The sequence below is a fragment of the Idiomarina fontislapidosi genome (assembly GCF_003226255.1).
Lineage (GTDB): Bacteria > Pseudomonadota > Gammaproteobacteria > Enterobacterales > Alteromonadaceae > Idiomarina > Idiomarina fontislapidosi.
The window spans coordinates 357,767-375,513 of the sequence record NZ_QJST01000001.1; the positions used below are offsets into that span (position 1 = coordinate 357,767).

Consider the following 17,747-nt stretch of genomic DNA (forward strand, 5'->3'; position numbering starts at 1 on the left):
TATGAGCCAATCGATTACAATTTTGGGCGCAACGGGTTCTATTGGTAAAAGTACGCTCGATGTGATTGCGCGTCACCCTGAAAGTTATTCTTTATTTGCGGTGACGGCTAACGGCAATGTCAGTGCGATGGTCGATATTGTTAACCGCTATCAACCACAATACGCCGTGATGGTTGAAGATAACGCCGCTGAGCAATTGCGCGCACAGTTACCTGCTGACACTCGCACTCAAGTGTTAGGCGGTGCTAATGCATTAACCGAAGTGAGTGAATGTAACGAGGTCGACGTGGTGATGGCAGCGATTGTCGGCGCCGCAGGGTTGACGCCAACGCTCGCAGCAATTAATCAAGGCAAACGTGTTTTACTTGCCAACAAAGAAGCGCTGGTGGTGAGTGGTGAGCTGTTTATCAACGCGGCTCGTCAAAGTGGAGCGCAGATTCTCCCCGTTGATTCGGAACATAATGCGATATTCCAGTGCCTACCTGATCTTGCGCAGCAGCAAGTAGGGCATATGCAGTTGACCGATCACGGTATCGATAAATTGCTGTTGACGGGGTCTGGCGGGCCTTTTCGACACACGCCTATTGAGCAGTTAGCGCAGCAAACCCCTGAACAAGCGTGCAAGCATCCCAACTGGTCGATGGGACAAAAAATATCTGTTGATTCGGCGACGATGTTGAACAAGGGATTAGAGTACATTGAGGCGCGTTGGTTGTTTAATTGCCAACGCGACCAACTGGATATCGTGATCCATCCTCAAAGCGTTATTCATTCAATGGTTCAGTACATTGATGGTTCTGTGATTGCGCAAATGGGAGAACCGGATATGCGTACACCCATCGCTCACGTTTTAGGTTTTCCTGATCGTATTCGCAGTGGTGTAAAAGGGCTCGACTTCATGGCACTGGGCGAATTGAGTTTTATGCCAGTCGATTTTACTCGATACCCTTGCTTGAAATTAGCGATTGATAGCTGCTGGCACGGACAGTCGGCTACCACCATATTGAATGCGGCGAACGAAGTCGCTGTTGCCGCTTTTTTGAATGGTCAGATTCGTTTTACTGACATTGCTGAAGTCTGTGATGCAGCTCTACAGAATTTAAACTCGGTTCATGTAGATTCAGTCGAGGCACTCATGACAATTGATGCGCAAGCCCGTCGGGCCGCATCACAACGCGTGGAGCAAGTTGTTTATGCTTGATTGGTTATGGTACGCCGCTTCATTTGTGGTCACCCTGGGCATTTTAGTGTCATTTCATGAATTTGGACACTTTTGGGTGGCACGTCGTTGTGGTGTAAAGGTACTCACCTATTCGGTTGGCTTTGGTAAGGCTATCTGGTCACGGGTGGCACGTGATGGGACCCGTTATCAGGTGGGGATTATTCCGTTAGGTGGCTATGTACGGATGCTCGACGAACGCGTTGATGAAGTCAGCGAACAAGATAAATCGGTTTCGTTTAACGCGCAGTCGGTGTACAAGCGATTTGCGATCGTAGCGGCGGGACCCATTGCTAATTTTATTCTGGCCGTTGCCGTATTATGGCTGATGTTTGGTATTGGTGTCCCGACGGTTAAGCCTATTATTGGTGACGTTGAGCCAGGTTCGATCGCTTCACAAGCATCCTTTGTCGAAGGCAGTGAAATTGTTAAGGTCGACAGCGTAGAGGCGTACGATTGGCAACAGGTCCAACTGGGTTTAATGAGTGCGATTGGTAACGATCAGTTGTCGATCACCGTGCGTAGCCCTGATGGTGAATTACAGCAAAAGACACTAAATATCCAAGATTGGCAGTTCGATCCCGAGACGGAAACCACGTTCGGTAGCTTAGGCATTCAAGTTTATCGACCGAACGTTTCGACGACCTTGGCGCAGGTTGTTGATGATTCACCAGCGCAGCAAGCAGGTCTGCAAACGGGTGATAAAGTATTGGAACTTAACGGACAGGCGTTAGAGAGTTGGCAGACGTTGACTAGCACTATAGCGCAGTCAGCCGGTGTCGAGTTAAGATTAACCATAGAACGCAACGGCGTTACGCAAAAAATAACTGTTATCCCCGGTGAACGCGAACGTGGTTCTGATGTCATAGGTTACCTAGGCATCGCCCCAGAGGTAGGAGAGTTACCCCAGGGCTATGTGTTCAACCATCAATATGGTATTGTCGGTGGTTTAGTGAAAGGCGCTGAGCAGACATGGGAGCTCATGGTTGTTAGCGTCAAAATGATTGGAAAATTAATCACGGGCGATGTGTCCGTTAAAAATCTCGCTGGTCCTCTAAGTATAGCTGAGGGTGCTGGCGTCAGTGCAAGTAGCGGGTTCGTTTACTTTCTCAGCTTCCTTGCTCTGTTAAGTGTAAATTTAGGGATAATCAATCTGGTACCTTTACCCATGCTTGATGGGGGTCATTTGGCGTTCTTTATCGCTGAGTGGGTGAGAGGAAAGCCGGTGTCTGATAAAGTTCAGGACATCTGTTATCGGATTGGTGGTGCGTTAGTGTTTGCATTAATGATAGTCGCCATAAGTAATGACATCATGCGCTTCGCATTCTAATTCAAAGTCAACAATAAGTAGCTAGTTATAATGACGTTTAAAAAGCTGTTAGTGAGTGCCATGGTTGCAGCGGCGGTTTCGCCCGCAGCGCAAGCACAAGATGAATTTGTTGTCCAAGATATCGAAGTTAAAGGTCTACAACGTGTGGCACTAGGTGCTGCGTTGACCTACATTCCTGTTCGGGTTGGCGATGAAGTGTCTGAACTGCAAATTCGCAGTGCGATCAAGTCACTTTATTCTTCCACTCACTTTGATTATATCGAAGCGGTGCGTGATAACGGCACCCTGATCTTTCGTGTAAGCGAGCGTCCGACGATTGCTCAAATTACATTTGAAGGTAACAGTGATATTAAGGACGAGCAGTTAGAACAGAGCCTACAAGATAACAATATCGTTGAAGGCGAGCCGCTAGACCGTACAACGATCTCTGGTATCGAAAAGGGTCTTGAAGACTTTTACCAAAGTGTCGGTAAATACAATGCGGATGTTGATCTTGAGGTCATCGAGCTGCCACGTAACCGTGTCGAGTTGCGCATGAACTTCGAAGAGGGCGATGCGGCTGAGATTGCGCAAATCAATATCGTAGGTAATAAAGCCTTTCCTGACGAGTTACTGCTGGATACGTTTGAGTTGAGTGATGATTTACCTTGGTGGAATATTATTGGCGAAAAACGTTATCAAAAAGAGCAGTTGAGCGGTGACTTAGAGACACTCGAGTCCTATTATCGCGACCGTGGTTATCTTCAGTTCCAGATCGAGTCTGTACAAGTCTCCGTAACGCCTGATAAAGCCGGTGTTTACATTACGATTAATGTGAAAGAAGGTGAGAAATATTACGTCAGCGAAACCGATGTCATTGGCGATCTTAAAGGTCACGACGACATCGTTAAGCGCTTGACGACGATTAAGGAAGGCGCACTTTATAATGCTGCGCAAGTGACTTATATCGAAGACCTGGTGAGTCGTTTTTTCGGTGGCTATGGCTATGCGTACCCAGAAGTCCAAGCGATGCCTGAACGCAATGATGAAGATAAAACGGTTAAATTAACCTTCTCAGTTAATCCGGGTAACCGTGTCTATGTGCGTCGCATTGCCTTTGAGGGTAATTCAACGACTCAGGACGAAGTGTTACGCCGCGAAATGCGTCAGCTTGAAGGGGCTTGGTTGTCCGATAATAAAGTTGAACAAGGTAAGGTGCGTCTTGAGCGACTTGGTTTCTTTGAGACGGTTGAATCATCGACAGAAAAAGTAGATGGCGAAGCCGACCAAGTGGATGTCACATACAAGGTGAAAGAGCAGCCTTCAGGCTCATTTAACGCGGGTATTGGTTACGGCGACTATTCAGGTTTGCAGCTAAACGCAGGCGTTCAGCAGAATAACTTCCTAGGTACCGGTAACCGCGCCGGTATTAATATCTCGACGAGCCGCTTCCAGAAGAACTTCAGCGTGTCTTACACCGACCCATACTTTACGACTAACGGCGTTTCGTTGTCGGGGCAATTGTTCTTGAGCGAGTTCGACGCAGGTCGTGCCGAAAACCTTATACGCTATAATCAACGCACCTATGGTGTAGGTACGAATATTGGCTTCTCTGTCGATGAAATTAACAGCTTCAACTTTGGTGTGGGTTACAAGCGCCAAGAAGTGACCAATGTCGATGGCTACGAACAGATTCGTAAGTTCTATCAAGCATTCCTTGATCCAGAAAGTCCTGATTCGGGAGTCGGTTTTGACATTTATGACTTTACCGCAGGCTGGTCACGTGTAACGCTAAATAGAGGTACTTTCCCGAGCGCGGGGTCATCACAACGTGCGTCATTTGAAATTTCTGCACCATTTAGTGATATTCAGTACTTCCGTCTAGGGTATGATTTTAAATATTATTGGCCGCTGTCCGACGATCAGCAGTGGACGTTACTGACTCGCTTCAACGTCGGTTACGGCAATGGTTATGGCGACGATGATTTCGGTAATGATTACTTGTTACCGTTCTGGGAGTCGTTCCGTGTTGGTGGACAAGGTGACTTACGTGGCTTTGAACCAAACACTGTAGGCCCACGTGCTATCTACAGTTATGCGGATCAAGTGTCGACACCACCTGATTGGACAGGTTTGCCGGGCGGTTATCCAGCAGGTTCTAACGCCGAATCCATTACGGTGAGCCGCTTTGCCGTAGGTGGTAACGCGAAAGTAGTCGGTGGTGTTGAGCTTATCGTGCCGACGCCGTTTATTGATGAAGGCATGCGCAATAGTGTTCGCACAAGTGTTTTTGTCGATGTAGGCACCGTGTGGGATACAGAGTTTGACTACGATAAGTACAAAGGCTTAGATTTAATAGGTCAGAGTCAACCACTCAGTGACTACAGTGATCCGGGCGACTTCCGAGTATCGGCGGGTGTTTCGGTACAATGGATTTCACCGATGGGACCTTTGACTTTTTCGTTAGGTCGAGCGCTTAAAGAAGTCGAAGGTGATGAAACTCAGGTATTCTCGTTCAACATCGGTACAACATTCTGATAAAGTATCGGTGTAGACTGTTCAACGCGTAGTATGCGCACCAAAAGAACAACAAATTTTTTGAGGAGTTAATTTTGAAAAAGCTATTTAAAACAACCGTTGCAGCGTTAGCTGTATCAAGTGCAATGTTCGCGGGTGCAGCAAGTGCCCAGCAGAAAATCGGCGTTGTCGATATGATGCAGGTGTTCCAACAACTGCCACAGCGTGAGCAAATTTCTCAGCAGTTGCAAACTGAGTTTCAAGATCGCTTCGAAGAAATGCGTCAATTGGAACAAAAAATCCAAGAATTACGCCAGAAGCAAGAGCGTGATGCGTCGGTAATGTCAGCTGACGAGAAAACGCAATTGAACCGTGAACTTGAGCAGTTAGTTGCTGAAGCACAGCTTAAAAGCAAAGCGTTGCAAGAAGACACTCGTCGTCGTCAATCAGAAGAGCGTGATGAGCTGTTAGGCAAGGTACAAAATGCAATCAACTCAGTTGCAGAAGCAGGGGATTACGACTTGGTTCTACAAAGCAACGCGGTTGCGTTCATGAAGTCAGATAATGACCTGTCTGCAAAAGTTGTCGAAGAAATGAGTAGTAACTCGGGTAACTAATTAATGACAGAATACTCTTTGAAGCAGTTAGCAGAGTATGTTGATGGTGAGGTTCGCGGCGACGCGAACCTTGTTGTTACTGGGGTAGGTACTTTACAGTCCGCATCGACGGCGCAGATTGCGTTTTTAGCGAATAGCCGCTACAAAAACCAGCTTGAGACAAGTCAGGCCGGTGCGGTGATCCTTTCTCCCAAAGATGCCGAAGACATGCCCGCCATCAATGCTATTGTGGTAAGCAATCCGTATGCAGCGTTTGCGAAGGTCGCTCAGCGTCTAGATACAACACCAGCGCCTGCTAAAGGTATCGCTGAAACTGCAAAGGTACACCCAAGTGCTGAGTTGGGTGAAAACGTTGCGTTGGGCGAATATGTTGTAATCGAAGCGGGTGCTGTCATTGGTGATAATGTCGCGATTGGCGCGCATACCCACATCGGTCCTGAAGTGAACGTGGGGGCCGGTACCAAGGTCTGGTCAGGGGTTCATATTTATCACCGTTGTGTCATCGGTGCTCAATGTAATATCCACTCAGGTGCGATTATTGGCGCCGACGGGTTTGGCTGGGCACCCGAAAATGGTCGCTGGTTAAAAATCCCTCAAATTGGTCGCGTAATTATTGGTGATAATGTTGAGATTGGTGCGAGTACGACCGTCGATAGAGGTGCGCTCGATGATACTGTCATCAGTAACGGCTGTATCATTGACAACCAATGTCAAATTGCCCATAACGTATTCATTGATGAGAATACCGCCATTGCCGGATGTACGGTGCTGGCAGGTAGTTGCCGTATTGGTAAGCGTTGTATGATTGGTGGCGCCTCTGCAATAAATGGCCATATCAGTATTTGTGATGACGTGCAAATCATGGGATTTGCGATGGTCATTAAAGAAATTACCGAACCCGGTGTCTATGCCTCAGGTATTCCGGCGACTCACCACCGTGAGTGGCGCAGAAATGGCGCGCGTTATCGTCAATTAGATGACCTGTTTAAGCGTGTAAAAGGCATTGAGCAAGAGCTGCAAAAAATTAAGTAAAGGGAGAGGATGTTGAAAGCCACTGATTCTGGATTTGATATTCAAGGTGTACTCGACTTACTACCGCACCGGTATCCATTCTTACTGGTCGATCGTGTTATTTCGTGTGACTGCGAGAAAGAAATTCACGCACTTAAAAATGTGAGTTTTAATGAACCCATGTTTAACGGCCACTTTCCAGGTAACCCTATTTTTCCAGGGGTGTTGTTGCTAGAGGGCTTAGCGCAAGCCGCAGGTCTATTGGGTTTCCGTATCACCGAACAAAAGTCGACTGCCAACGATCTTTACTTATTTGCGGGTATCGATAATGCGCGTTTTAAACGCCAAGTGGTGCCGGGTGATACGATTCACTATCACGTCACGTTTGAAAAAGAGCGTCGTGGTATTTGGAAATTCTCGGGTCGTGCTGAAGTCGATGGCGAGCTGGCTGCGAGCGCCGATATTATTTGTGCGAGAAGGGAAGTCTAGTGATTCACGAAACGGCTATTATCGATCCGTCTGCCAAATTAGGTAACAATGTCTCCGTTGGACCTTGGACGATTATCGGTGCCAACGTCGAGATCGGCGACGACTGTGACATTCGCTCCCATGTTGTCATTAAAGGTCCAACAAAAATTGGCGCGCGCAACACCATTTATCAGTTCGCTAGCGTCGGAGAGGACTGCCAAGACAAGAAATACGCGGGTGAGCCAACGCGTTTGGAAATTGGCGACGATAATGTCATTCGCGAGTCGGTTACTATTCACCGAGGCACCATTCAAGATGAGGGTGTAACGCGTATTGGCGATCGTAACTTGCTCATGGCGTACGTACATGTTGCGCACGACTGCGTGATTGGCAACGACAATATTTTTGCCAACTTAGTGACCTTGGCGGGTCATGTCCATGTAGGCGACCAAGTGATTCTTGGTGGTTTAACGGGTGTGCATCAATTTTGTAAAATCGGTTCGCATGCTTTTGCAGCAGTGAACTCAATCGTGGTGCAAGATATTCCGCCGTTTGTGATGGCGCAAGGGCACAACGCGCGCCCCCGTACCATCAATTCTGAAGGTTTGAAACGTCGACAATTTAGCGAACCAGAAATTCGTAATATTCGCCGCGCTTATAAACTGCTTTATCGGTCGAGCTTAACGGTCGAAGAAGCATTACAACAGATTGCTGCGCTTGAAGAACCTAAGTTGACAGGCTTTATCGAGTTCATCGCGAACTCTCAACGAGGCATTATTCGACCCTAATGGATAACGTACAAACGCCGGTTAAAGTGGCCTTAGTGGCAGGTGAGCACTCGGGCGATATTTTAGGGGCAGGTGTTATGGTAGCGCTTAAATCGCGCTACCCACACATTGAATTCGTTGGGGTCGGCGGTCCTTTAATGGAACAACAAGGGCTGTCATCGTTTTTCCCGATGGAAGACCTGGCGATCATGGGGTTGGCAGAGGTCGTTCGTCACCTACCCAAACTGCTTAAGCATCGCAAGCGTTTAGTAGAGTTTCTGCAGCAACAAAAGCCCGATGTATTCATCGGCATTGATGCGCCTGATTTTAATCTCACTGTTGAAAAGCGCCTTAAAGCATCAGGTATTAAGACGATACACTACGTCAGTCCTTCGGTATGGGCGTGGCGTAAGGGTCGTATCAAAGGTATTAAGCAGGCGGTAGACCATGTTTTATGCTTACTGCCGTTCGAAAAGCAGTTTTATGACGCGCATCATCTGCCCGCTACCTTTGTGGGTCATCCGTTAGCCGACGCGATTCCACGTCAGACCGATAAAGCCGATGCGCGAGCGCTATTGAACTTGCCGATAGCGGGGCAATATATTGGCGTGCTGCCAGGTAGTAGAAAGGGTGAACTTGCACGCATGGCACCGGTATTTCTGCAGGTGTGTAAAGCGCTAAAGAAAGATCGCCCAGATCTTAAATTTATCGCCCCCATGGTGAATCAGGCACGCGCCGATGAGTTCACTGCTCTTGTTGCTGAAGCCAATATGCAAGCTGATGTCGAGATTTGTGTGGGGCGCAGTCGTGACGTGATGAGTGCGTGCGATTACTTGCTGCTGACATCCGGCACCGTTGCGCTCGAAGCGCTATTAATTAAGCGACCTATGGTTGTTGCGTATCGTTTTACTTGGTTGTCTTATCAAGTCATAAAGCGGCTTTTTCACGCACCATTTTTCTCTCTACCTAACCTACTTGCTGGACGTGCAATCGTACCTGAGCTTGCGCAAACCGATGCCAGCGTTGAACGCATTACAGCGCATATGACGCAATTGTTATCCGAGGATAATCACGCATTGATCGAGCAATTCGATACGATCCACCAACAGCTTGACCAGTCTGCGAGCGAGGTTGCAGCAGATGTCGTGGTTAACATTCTAAAAAATTGAATGTAATAGCGGAAATTATGCGCTAATAATCCTAAAAAATATGATCTACTATAAATCCAATTCAATCACTTGGAGATGAATCATGGGTTTATTAGTCGAAGGTAAATGGCACGACAAATGGTACGACACCAAAAAGCACGGTGGTCGTTTTGTTCGCAGCGAGTCACAATTCCGCAATCACATTGAGCAGGGCGGGCAGTTTCCGCCTGAGTCGGGCCGTTATCATCTATACGTTTCCTACGCGTGTCCATGGGCGCACCGAGCACTCATTTTTAGAAAGCTAAAGGGCTTAGAGTCGCATATTGACGTTTCTGTAGTGCACCCGCTGATGCTGGAAAATGGCTGGGAGTTCTCAGATGCACCGCTTAACGACCCGCTTTATCAGTCGGATTTCATGTACCAATTGTATTTAAAGGCTGATCCGAACTATTCAGGGCGAGTCACCGTGCCTGTGTTATGGGACAAGAAGACTGAAACCATCGTAAATAATGAATCGGCAGAGATTATTCGCATTTTTAATTCGGCATTTAATGAATTAACAGGCAATGACTTGGATTTTTATCCCGAACCGCTGCGTGAAGAGATTGATTCAGTGAATGAGCGGGTTTACCACGATATCAATAATGGTGTGTATAAATGCGGTTTTGCGACAGAGCAAACGGCTTATGAAGAAGCGTTTAAGGCATTATTTGACGCATTAGATTGGGTAGAAGAGCGTCTGCAGCATCAAGACTACCTTGTGGGCGATCAGTTGACCGAGGCGGATTGGCGATTATTTACTACGTTAGTGCGGTTTGACGCGGTGTACTTTGGTCACTTTAAAACAAATAAATACCGCATTCATGACTACCCTAAGATGAGTGGGTATCTTAGCCGCTTGTTCAATCACCCAGGCGTCGCAGACACGGTCGTCATGGATCATATTAAACGCCATTACTATGGCAGCCACAAAACCATTAATCCCACGCAGATTGTGCCGGTGGGACCTGAGTTATCATTTTAGGAGTGGGTATGAGTATCGTAAAACGCGTTAAAGGCGTAGCAGCGCAAGATGGTGCTGGCGTTAAACTGTCGCGCATCATCAATCAGCCTGCATTTAAGCATCAAGACCCGTTCTTGATGCTTGATGAGTTTCGTTCTGATAATCCGGATGATTACATTGCCGGTTTCCCGCCGCATCCGCACCGTGGTTTTTGTACCCTGACCTACATGTTGGCTGGCCAAATGGCACACGAGGATTCGGTTGGTAACAAAGGGTTAGTGGGTGCCGGCGGCGTGCAGTGGATGAAAGCGGCTCGAGGCATCATTCATGCAGAAATGCCCAAGCAAACCGATGGCTTAATGTGGGGCTTCCAGCTTTGGATAAACTTGCCCGCAAAACATAAAATGGATGATCCAGAGTGGTACGATTATAAAGCGAACGTCATTCCAGAGGTGCCGTTAGAGCATAGTACTTTGCGGCTGATTGCGGGTCACTATGGTGAGCACCAAGGACCTGTCTCGTTGCCTGAACAACGCTTTTTTATCGCTGATCTGCGCTTTAATCAAGCGGGCGAGGAGCACATCGAATTGGCGCAGCATACCACCCAACTACTGTATGTTTACCAAGGTACGATAACGCTCGACGGTAAACGCGTTGAACGCGGTGAGCTCGTGGTGTGGGACAGCGAAACGTCCAACATCTCTGTCACGGGCGAGCAAGACAGTGGTGTGATGCTGTTATTAGGTGATGCGATTGGTGAGTCGATCAGCCAATACGGGCCTTTTGTGATGAATACACCACAAGAAATCGAGCAAGCGATTCGCGATTACCAACAAGGCACGTTAACCAAGGCCTAGCTCAGGTTGAACCGCGCGGTCTGTTTGATTAAGTGCTGGTAGCGCGCTGCATGTGAGCTCGAAAGAGCCATCCCTTGCAGCGTGCGCAAACACGACAAGCACTCTTTTTTGAGGAAACCAATTTCATTGTCAGAGTTTGCTTCCGCACAATAACGAACAGCGGCTTGAATAAAGTTAAGTGCTGCGCCACTGTTTAACGGAGCCATTTTCAAGGCTTCTCTGAAGCTATTAAGGGCCTCTTTGTAATGCCTATCCTCATACTCGCGAATTCCTTGTTCGTGCATATCACGAAATTGGGCACGTCTTCCCTCAGAGCGGGAAACACGGTCACGCAGCAAGCGCTGGGTGTATTCGTCGACAGAAAACAACTCTTGATATTGCTGCATGATGTCATCGGCTTTTTCAAACTCACCTAAATCCATCAAAATCGCTACTACATCAAAGCTTATTTCTTCTGGTAGTTTATTCCCGGCTGCTAAGTCATCGCCAACAACATGATTGAGACGGCTCTGTGCTTCCCGAAGACGACCATTAAAGGAATCAATCCGTGACAGGAGAATAGATTCGATCGTTTCAAAAGAGACATCTGAATACACCAAGTTTTCATCAAAGCGGGCACGCTGGAGTTCCATCGTCGCTTCGGTTTGATATTTAGCAATTTGTTGGCGTGTTTCGGCATGCTCTGCGGCATCTAAAATTGCGCGCAAATAGTTACATAAATGCTGAACATTTCGATATACAGAAGTGCGTGCAATTTGCAGCACATTATTCATCGCCTGTTTAGCTATTTCATAATTCTCTGAGTCTCTGGCAATCCGTGCCAGCAACGTTTGTCGTTCGATAGAGAAAGGCGCCATGGTGATTGCCACACGGGCGCTATCAAGCGCATCGCTAAGTGAAGACTTAATCAAGTAACAGCGGGTTTTTAAATCATGTGCTTCAATTGCATTAGGCATTTTCTTGATTACCGATGCAATTAGCTCTAGTGCTTCGTCGGGACGTTGCTGTAACAGGCGGGTTTCAGCCTGCTTTAAGCGTGCCCAGCTTTGCCCTCCATCAGCAAGAAGTTGTTCAATCGCCGCGTCCGCCGCATCGAGTTGGCCCACTTTATTGTAGAGTTCGATTTGCAACTTCTGACAATACGGCGCATAACGACTTTGCGCATTGATGTGTTTTTGGCACGCCTCAATACATTGTTCGTAATTCTTACTGTAAAGTGACTTAAATACGTCTCTAAGCCACATTCTACGCTTGTAAGCGCGCAGTAAACGGGCACGTAGGACACGATGTGAAAAGGGTTTTGTGAGGTAGTCGTCCGGTTGTAACTCAAGCGCGCTTAAGACCATAGGACGGGTATTATCACCTGTGATGATAAAAAATAGTGTCTCTGGCTTGAGCATCTGACGTTGCCGTAGCTCTTCGAGTACCTGACGACCATTTTTACCACGCCCTAAATTATAATCGACGAGTAAAATATCATAAGGACGGCGAGCGTAAGCGGCGATACCTGCTTCACCTGTGCGTTTGGCGTCGACCTCTTTGGCACCTAAATTAATCAATAATCCTTTCAACATGACTTGAAAGGCTTTTTGATCTTCAATAATCAGGACACGCTTGTCTGATAAATCCAGTGCTTCGCTCATACCGTACATAACTTAAGGAAAGTTGTTTTCAGCATACTGTTAAATAGCGACTATGTTAAGCTCCGAATGGCGCTAACTAAGTAATATTTTGCAGATTAGTAAAGAGTGGATTTTTATGAATGCAGCACGGATCGTCGATGGGCGTATAGAGTGGGTAAATAGTGAACAAACGCAAGCACTTGAGAGTTATCAAGTAAGAATCGAAATTAGCCATGCAGGCATTAATCGGGCAGATTTAATGCAAGTGGCGGGCGCTTATCCTCCACCCCCCGGAGCGTCGGATATCCCTGGTTTAGAATGCAGCGGTCGCATAATAGAGGTCGGTCATGATGTTGAGGCGTTCAGTGTGGGTGACGAAGTCTGTGCACTGTTGGCTGCGGGTGGTTATGCCGAGCAGGTTTTAGTCGATCAACAACAAGTGTTACCACTGCCAAAGGGCTGGAGTCTGGAGCAAGGTGCTGGTTGGCTGGAAACCTTTGCAACAGCATTTTTAAACGTATTTCAATTGGCGCGTGTTAAAGCCCACGAGCGTGTATTAATTCATGCAGCGGCTGGTGGTGTCGGGACTTCGTTGATTCAACTATGCCGAGAGAAAAATATTGAAACCATCGCGGTTGTGGGTACTGATGAAAAGCAGCGGTTTTGTCGTAAGTTAGGTGCAAGATTGTCACTTAACCGCCATCATGAACGTGACTGGCAGCAACTCGACGATGACGGCGTTGACGTTATCCTCAATCCAATTGGCGGTGACTCGATCGCACGAGATCAAGGCTTTTTGAACACCGAAGGACGCATTGTACTGATTGGGTTGATGGGCGGACGCGAGGGTCAAGTGGACTTCGGGCGTATGCTCATGAAGCGTCAACGTATTATTGGCTCAACTTTGCGAGCGTTATCGTCACAGCGTAAGGGAGCGATTTTACGCGAGCTTTGGGACGAGTTTGGAGAAGCTTTTAGTGCACACCGAGTGATGCCGATATTGGACAAGGTGGTCGCCGCGGATGAAGTAAACGAAGCAATGGATTATATTCGAGAGAATAGAACGTTTGGGAAAGTCATTCTGAAGATGTAAGACCACTCTTAAAAAAAGTGGTGGAGGGGGCAGGATTCGAACCTGCGAAGGCTGAGCCGTCAGATTTACAGTCTGATCCCTTTGACCGCTCGGGAACCCCTCCATCAGAAGAGCGCGTATGATAGCAACCTGAATTCGGTTGTAAAGGGATAACTAAAAAAACTCATCATTTCTCATCGTTTGCCGATAACTCGTGTATGTGAGTTAGCGGAGTGTCCAATGCAAGCGGTACGAGAAATACAACTCGATCCTTTTGTTGAAAAAGCAGAGACGTTTGCCAATCAAGCGCTTAATAGCGGCTTTGCGGCAACGTTTGCGTATTGGGTATCAACACTAAATGAGCAGCCATCGATCGACGGAGCTAGGCTATCTGAGCCGAATTGGCAACGTCGCATTGGCGCAGCTCGTCCTCGCCCACTCGGTGCAGCCATAGGCTATAAAATACCAGCGGGTGTTCACAGCACAGTAAGTGAGCTTTCGCATCAGCGCTTATCCGATGCACTCCTGCCGCAGCCGTTAGTGTTGGACGCCTCGCCCAACCGGTTACCCATCGAGCTAATAGCTAACTTGGATTGGAAAACTCGCCAACGCCGTCAACGAGCGACTTTACCGAAGCGAGAACCTGCTCGTAGAAACAATCCTTCGCGTCTATATGATGTTTTGCAATCAATGGGTATAGAAGATCAGCAACCGCTCATGTAAGCTGATAACCATTCAGTTGTTGGTATAAAGAATGGGCATGAAAATTCACCCACACGATGCGGAGCGTATTGAGCAGTTTATCGAACATTTATGGCTGGCTCATGGTGTAAGCGAAAACACGCAAGCTGCGTACCGCAGCGATCTGAAGAAATTTTGTGAATTTTTGTCTGAACAACGCGTAGGACTGACACAAGTAAGCGCTCAAGCGGTGCAGGACTATCTATTATGGCGGCGAACTCAGGGATTATCGCCTCGCAGTACGTCACGCTTTTTGAGTGCTATGAAAAAACTCACGCCCTTTGCGCTCAAAGAGGGCTGGTTTAGTAGTGACCCCGTCGCGAAATTGAAACGCCCCAAGATGAGTCCATCGGTGCCACATTCGTTGACTGAACAGGATGTGTTGGCATTATTAGCGGCGCCAAATACCGAGACCCCCATCGGTTTGCGCGATCGGGCCATGCTTGAAGTACTGTATGCATCGGGTTTGCGGGTCACCGAACTGGTGCGATTGCAGTATGACCAAGTGTCATTACAACAAGGCTTAGTAAGAGTGGTTGGCAAGGGTGATAAAGAGCGGTTAGTGCCATTGGGAGAAGAAGCGGTTGAGTGGTTATCCCGTTACTTAAAGCATGGAAGGACTGCGCTTAGCGACCGTAGCTCAGGCTGGGTGTTCATTACCCAGCGCGGCACCTTACTTACGCGACAAGCATTTTGGTATCGCATTAAAGCCTACGCGGAACAGGCGCATATTCGTGCTCATCTCTCACCGCACACGCTGCGTCACGCTTTCGCTACCCATTTACTGAATCATGGTGCCGATCTACGCGTGCTGCAGATGTTGCTGGGACACAGTGATTTATCGACAACACAAATTTATACACAAGTAGCAAAAGAGCGCTTGCAACAAATGCATGCGGCGTTCCATCCAAGAGGTTAATTGAGGTCAATATGAAGTTGGGTCATACGGTTAAAACCATTGCGTTTTCGCTTTTATTTGTCGCCTTCACTGCGAACGCAAATGAGCAGTTGGATACGAGCAAACTCAAACAGTTGGGTGTTGAGGTCTTGAGTATTAAAGAATCCGGAATGCCTGGTGTGTACGAGCTATCGACCAATCAGGGGATTGTCTATTTATCTGAGGATGGTGAGTATTTATTGGCGGGCAGTCTTTACAAACTGACCGAGGGCGGCCCCGAAAACAAAACCGAACAAGCGCTGCAATCGCTACGCAAACGCAAGGTCGCCGAGCATCAAGACGAGATGATTACTTACAAATCGTCTAAAGAAAAACATGTCATCACCATTTTTACCGATACCACGTGCGGTTACTGCAAACGGTTACATAACAATTTAGGCAGCTATCTGGATAAAGGCATCACCATTCAATACTTAGCGTTTCCACGTGGTGGCTTGGGCTCACAAGGCGGGCGTGAATTGCAACAAGCGTGGTGCTCAAAAGATGCTGGCGAAGCGTTATCGTCATTGTTTAACGAACAGTCTATCAGTGCAACCACGCGCTGTGAGAACCCGGTTGGTCAACATTATCAACTCGGACAAATGCTCGGTGTTACGGGCACTCCCGCACTGATTTTGCCGAACGGACGTATGCTTGCTGGACTGCGCGGTGCCGATGCGATTATTGCTGAAATTGAAGCTGCACAATAACGATGGCTTTGAAGTTAGTAAAACGCTATGGCAGTGCATCCGCTGAAGGTTTACCCGCCGAATGGCCTGACATTATCAGACAGGTTCTCGCGCATCGAGGGGTGACCACACCCGAGCAATTGAACCTTACGTTGCGCGGTATGGCACATTTCTCTCAGCTGCGCGGCATTGAGGAAGCCTGTGACGCGTTGTTAGATGCACGTACCAAAGGCGAGGCGATAGTAATCTGTGGTGACTTTGATGCCGATGGTGCCACGAGTACGGCGCTATTGATGTCAGCATTACCACAAATGGGTTTTACCAAGGTCAGCTATCGCGTACCCAACCGTATGACAGAGGGATATGGCCTATCGGCAGCGATCGTCGATCAGTTGGCCGCGCAACAGGTTGGTTTAATTCTGACGGTTGATAATGGTATAGCCGCTCATGAGGCTGCGGAGCGCGCCGCAGAGCGGGGAATAAAGTTAGTCATCACGGACCATCACCTTGCCCCCGCGACGTTGCCACAAGCCGCTGCGATTGTGAATCCGAATCAACCAGGGTGTGATTTTCCAAGCAAAGCGTTGGCGGGTGTCGGGGTTGCCTTTTACTTACTAGCGGCGCTGCGCGCACGCTTACGTGAAGCGGGTGAACCAACACCGAAGTTAGCCGACTTCTTGGATTTAGTGGCATTAGGCACGGTCGCCGATGTTGTTCCTCTTGATAAAAATAATCGTATTTTAGTTCAGCAGGGGTTGAGCCGAATAAAAGCAGGGCAATGCCGTGCCGGTATACGCGCATTGATTGAACAAAGTGGTCGCGATATCGCCAAGTTGCAAGCGAGTGACCTTGGGTTTGCGATCGGTCCTCGGATTAATGCCGCCGGCCGCCTTGATGACATTAGTTTAGGTATCGAATGTCTACTCGCCGGGTCGGAGAGGGCGCAGTCGCTCGCTCAAACGCTGTGCGATTTGAATACGCAGCGACGAGAAATCGAGGCTGATATGAAGGCCGAAGCCGAGTCGATTGTCAGTCAACTGCAGCTCGATAACCAAGGTCAGCTGCCAAATGTCATCGTATTGTATAACGAACAATGGCACAGCGGGGTCATCGGCATCGTTGCAGGACGGGTTAAGGAACGCACTCATCGCCCAGTCATTGTGTTTGCAAAAGAGAGCGAGACCCATCTCAAAGGCTCGGCACGTTCAATCGACGGCGTACACATACGCGACCTTTTAGAGCGCGTCGATACTCAGTTTCCCGATATCATCGAGCGTTTTGGTGGTCACGCGATGGCCGCTGGTTTATCGCTACCTGAAGCACAGCTCAGTGCCTTTGAAACGGCCGTCTCGCAAGCGGCTGTGGATTGGCTGACAGAAGAGGTTGTACAGCCTGTCATTTGGTCTGATGGGGCATTATCGGATGCGCAGTTAAACATTGAGTTCATTCAACAGCTCGATGCACTCGGGCCGTGGGGACAAAAGTTTCCAGAACCGATGTTCGATGGTGAGTTTCGGATCTTACAGCAACGTATCGTCGGCGAACGTCATCTGAAACTGGTGGTGCAGACCCAAGAAGGGGGAATTTTTGATGCTATTTCATTTTATTGTGACCTTGAGCAGTGGCCCAATCACCAGTGTCAGTGGGTTGAACTTGTATACAAGCCACAATTGAATTCTTTCCGAGGGCGTACTTCGGTGCAGTTGTTGGTGGAGCAACTGCGCGCTTTGCGGTAAAATACCCGTTTATGCCAATTAAACAACGAAGGGT

Annotated in this window: 16 protein-coding genes and 1 tRNA gene; 15 read left to right on the forward strand and 2 right to left on the reverse strand. The window is 48.1% G+C overall.

Annotation, left to right across the window (positions count from 1 at the left end):
• Window position 1: 1 nt before the first annotated feature.
• The 10 genes from ispC to DFP83_RS01795 all read left to right on the forward strand — a co-directional run bounded on the left by ispC (window position 2) and on the right by DFP83_RS01795 (window position 10,916).
• A complete protein-coding gene (gene ispC, locus DFP83_RS01750; protein WP_110572555.1) occupies window positions 2–1,201 on the forward strand; it encodes a 1-deoxy-D-xylulose-5-phosphate reductoisomerase in 1,200 nt (399 codons plus the stop codon).
• The gene (gene rseP / locus DFP83_RS01755; RefSeq protein ID WP_110572557.1) at window positions 1,194–2,549 is read left to right on the forward strand and encodes a sigma E protease regulator RseP; all 1,356 of its coding nucleotides are present in this window, start codon (window positions 1,194–1,196) and stop codon (window positions 2,547–2,549) included. Before ispC ends, rseP begins: the two co-directional genes overlap by 8 nt.
• A 30-nt stretch (window positions 2,550–2,579) precedes the next feature.
• Window positions 2,580–5,066 carry an outer membrane protein assembly factor BamA gene (gene bamA / locus DFP83_RS01760; RefSeq protein WP_110572559.1) on the forward strand — a complete coding sequence of 829 codons (2,487 nt, stop codon included), beginning with the start codon at window positions 2,580–2,582 and terminating at the stop codon, window positions 5,064–5,066.
• 74 nt (window positions 5,067–5,140) lie between these two features.
• Window positions 5,141–5,662 (forward strand): OmpH/Skp family outer membrane protein, encoded by a 522-nt coding sequence (locus tag DFP83_RS01765; RefSeq protein ID WP_110572561.1) that lies wholly within the window; start codon window positions 5,141–5,143, stop codon window positions 5,660–5,662.
• Between the two features lie 3 nt (window positions 5,663–5,665).
• Window positions 5,666–6,694, forward strand: coding sequence for a UDP-3-O-(3-hydroxymyristoyl)glucosamine N-acyltransferase (lpxD, locus tag DFP83_RS01770; RefSeq protein WP_110572563.1), 1,029 nt, complete (start codon window positions 5,666–5,668; stop codon window positions 6,692–6,694).
• A gap of 9 nt (window positions 6,695–6,703) precedes the next feature.
• A complete protein-coding gene (gene fabZ, locus DFP83_RS01775; RefSeq protein WP_110572565.1) occupies window positions 6,704–7,162 on the forward strand; it encodes a 3-hydroxyacyl-ACP dehydratase FabZ in 459 nt (152 codons plus the stop codon).
• Window positions 7,162–7,929, forward strand: coding sequence for an acyl-ACP--UDP-N-acetylglucosamine O-acyltransferase (gene lpxA, locus DFP83_RS01780; protein WP_110572567.1), 768 nt, complete (start codon window positions 7,162–7,164; stop codon window positions 7,927–7,929). Before fabZ ends, lpxA begins: the two co-directional genes overlap by 1 nt.
• On the forward strand, window positions 7,929–9,077 hold the full coding sequence (gene lpxB / locus DFP83_RS01785) for a lipid-A-disaccharide synthase (RefSeq protein WP_110572569.1): 1,149 nt from the start codon (window positions 7,929–7,931) through the stop codon (window positions 9,075–9,077). Before lpxA ends, lpxB begins: the two co-directional genes overlap by 1 nt.
• 82 nt (window positions 9,078–9,159) lie before the next feature.
• The gene (locus DFP83_RS01790) at window positions 9,160–10,080 is read left to right on the forward strand and encodes a glutathione S-transferase family protein (protein ID WP_110572571.1); all 921 of its coding nucleotides are present in this window, start codon (window positions 9,160–9,162) and stop codon (window positions 10,078–10,080) included.
• 8 nt (window positions 10,081–10,088) lie between these two features.
• The gene (locus DFP83_RS01795) at window positions 10,089–10,916 is read left to right on the forward strand and encodes a pirin family protein (protein WP_110572573.1); all 828 of its coding nucleotides are present in this window, start codon (window positions 10,089–10,091) and stop codon (window positions 10,914–10,916) included.
• Here the strand turns inward: DFP83_RS01795 and DFP83_RS01800 are convergent.
• Window positions 10,913–12,559 carry a response regulator gene (locus DFP83_RS01800; RefSeq protein ID WP_110572575.1) on the reverse strand — a complete coding sequence of 549 codons (1,647 nt, stop codon included), beginning with the start codon at window positions 12,557–12,559 and terminating at the stop codon, window positions 10,913–10,915. The genes DFP83_RS01795 and DFP83_RS01800 overlap by 4 nt on opposite strands.
• Window positions 12,560–12,674: 115 nt before the next feature.
• Between DFP83_RS01800 and DFP83_RS01805 the strand changes: the two genes are divergently transcribed.
• Window positions 12,675–13,631 carry an NAD(P)H-quinone oxidoreductase gene (locus DFP83_RS01805; protein ID WP_110572577.1) on the forward strand — a complete coding sequence of 319 codons (957 nt, stop codon included), beginning with the start codon at window positions 12,675–12,677 and terminating at the stop codon, window positions 13,629–13,631.
• A gap of 18 nt (window positions 13,632–13,649) precedes the next feature.
• Here the strand turns inward: DFP83_RS01805 and DFP83_RS01810 are convergent.
• Window positions 13,650–13,734: transfer RNA gene (locus DFP83_RS01810), tRNA-Tyr, on the reverse strand.
• A 116-nt stretch (window positions 13,735–13,850) separates the two neighbouring features.
• Between DFP83_RS01810 and DFP83_RS01815 the strand changes: the two genes are divergently transcribed.
• From DFP83_RS01815 to recJ, 4 genes are read left to right on the forward strand one after another with little or no spacing between them, the layout of a single operon-like run.
• Window positions 13,851–14,333 (forward strand): hypothetical protein, encoded by a 483-nt coding sequence (locus DFP83_RS01815; protein WP_110572579.1) that lies wholly within the window; start codon window positions 13,851–13,853, stop codon window positions 14,331–14,333.
• Window positions 14,334–14,364: 31 nt separating this feature from the next.
• Window positions 14,365–15,270, forward strand: a complete 906-nt coding sequence (xerD, locus tag DFP83_RS01820) for a site-specific tyrosine recombinase XerD (RefSeq protein WP_181416349.1) — start codon at window positions 14,365–14,367, stop codon at window positions 15,268–15,270.
• Window positions 15,271–15,281: 11 nt separating this feature from the next.
• On the forward strand, window positions 15,282–15,998 hold the full coding sequence (dsbC, locus tag DFP83_RS01825; protein ID WP_110572581.1) for a bifunctional protein-disulfide isomerase/oxidoreductase DsbC: 717 nt from the start codon (window positions 15,282–15,284) through the stop codon (window positions 15,996–15,998).
• A 2-nt stretch (window positions 15,999–16,000) separates the two neighbouring features.
• The gene (recJ, locus tag DFP83_RS01830; protein ID WP_110572583.1) at window positions 16,001–17,713 is read left to right on the forward strand and encodes a single-stranded-DNA-specific exonuclease RecJ; all 1,713 of its coding nucleotides are present in this window, start codon (window positions 16,001–16,003) and stop codon (window positions 17,711–17,713) included.
• The last annotated feature ends 34 nt before the right edge of the window (window positions 17,714–17,747 follow it).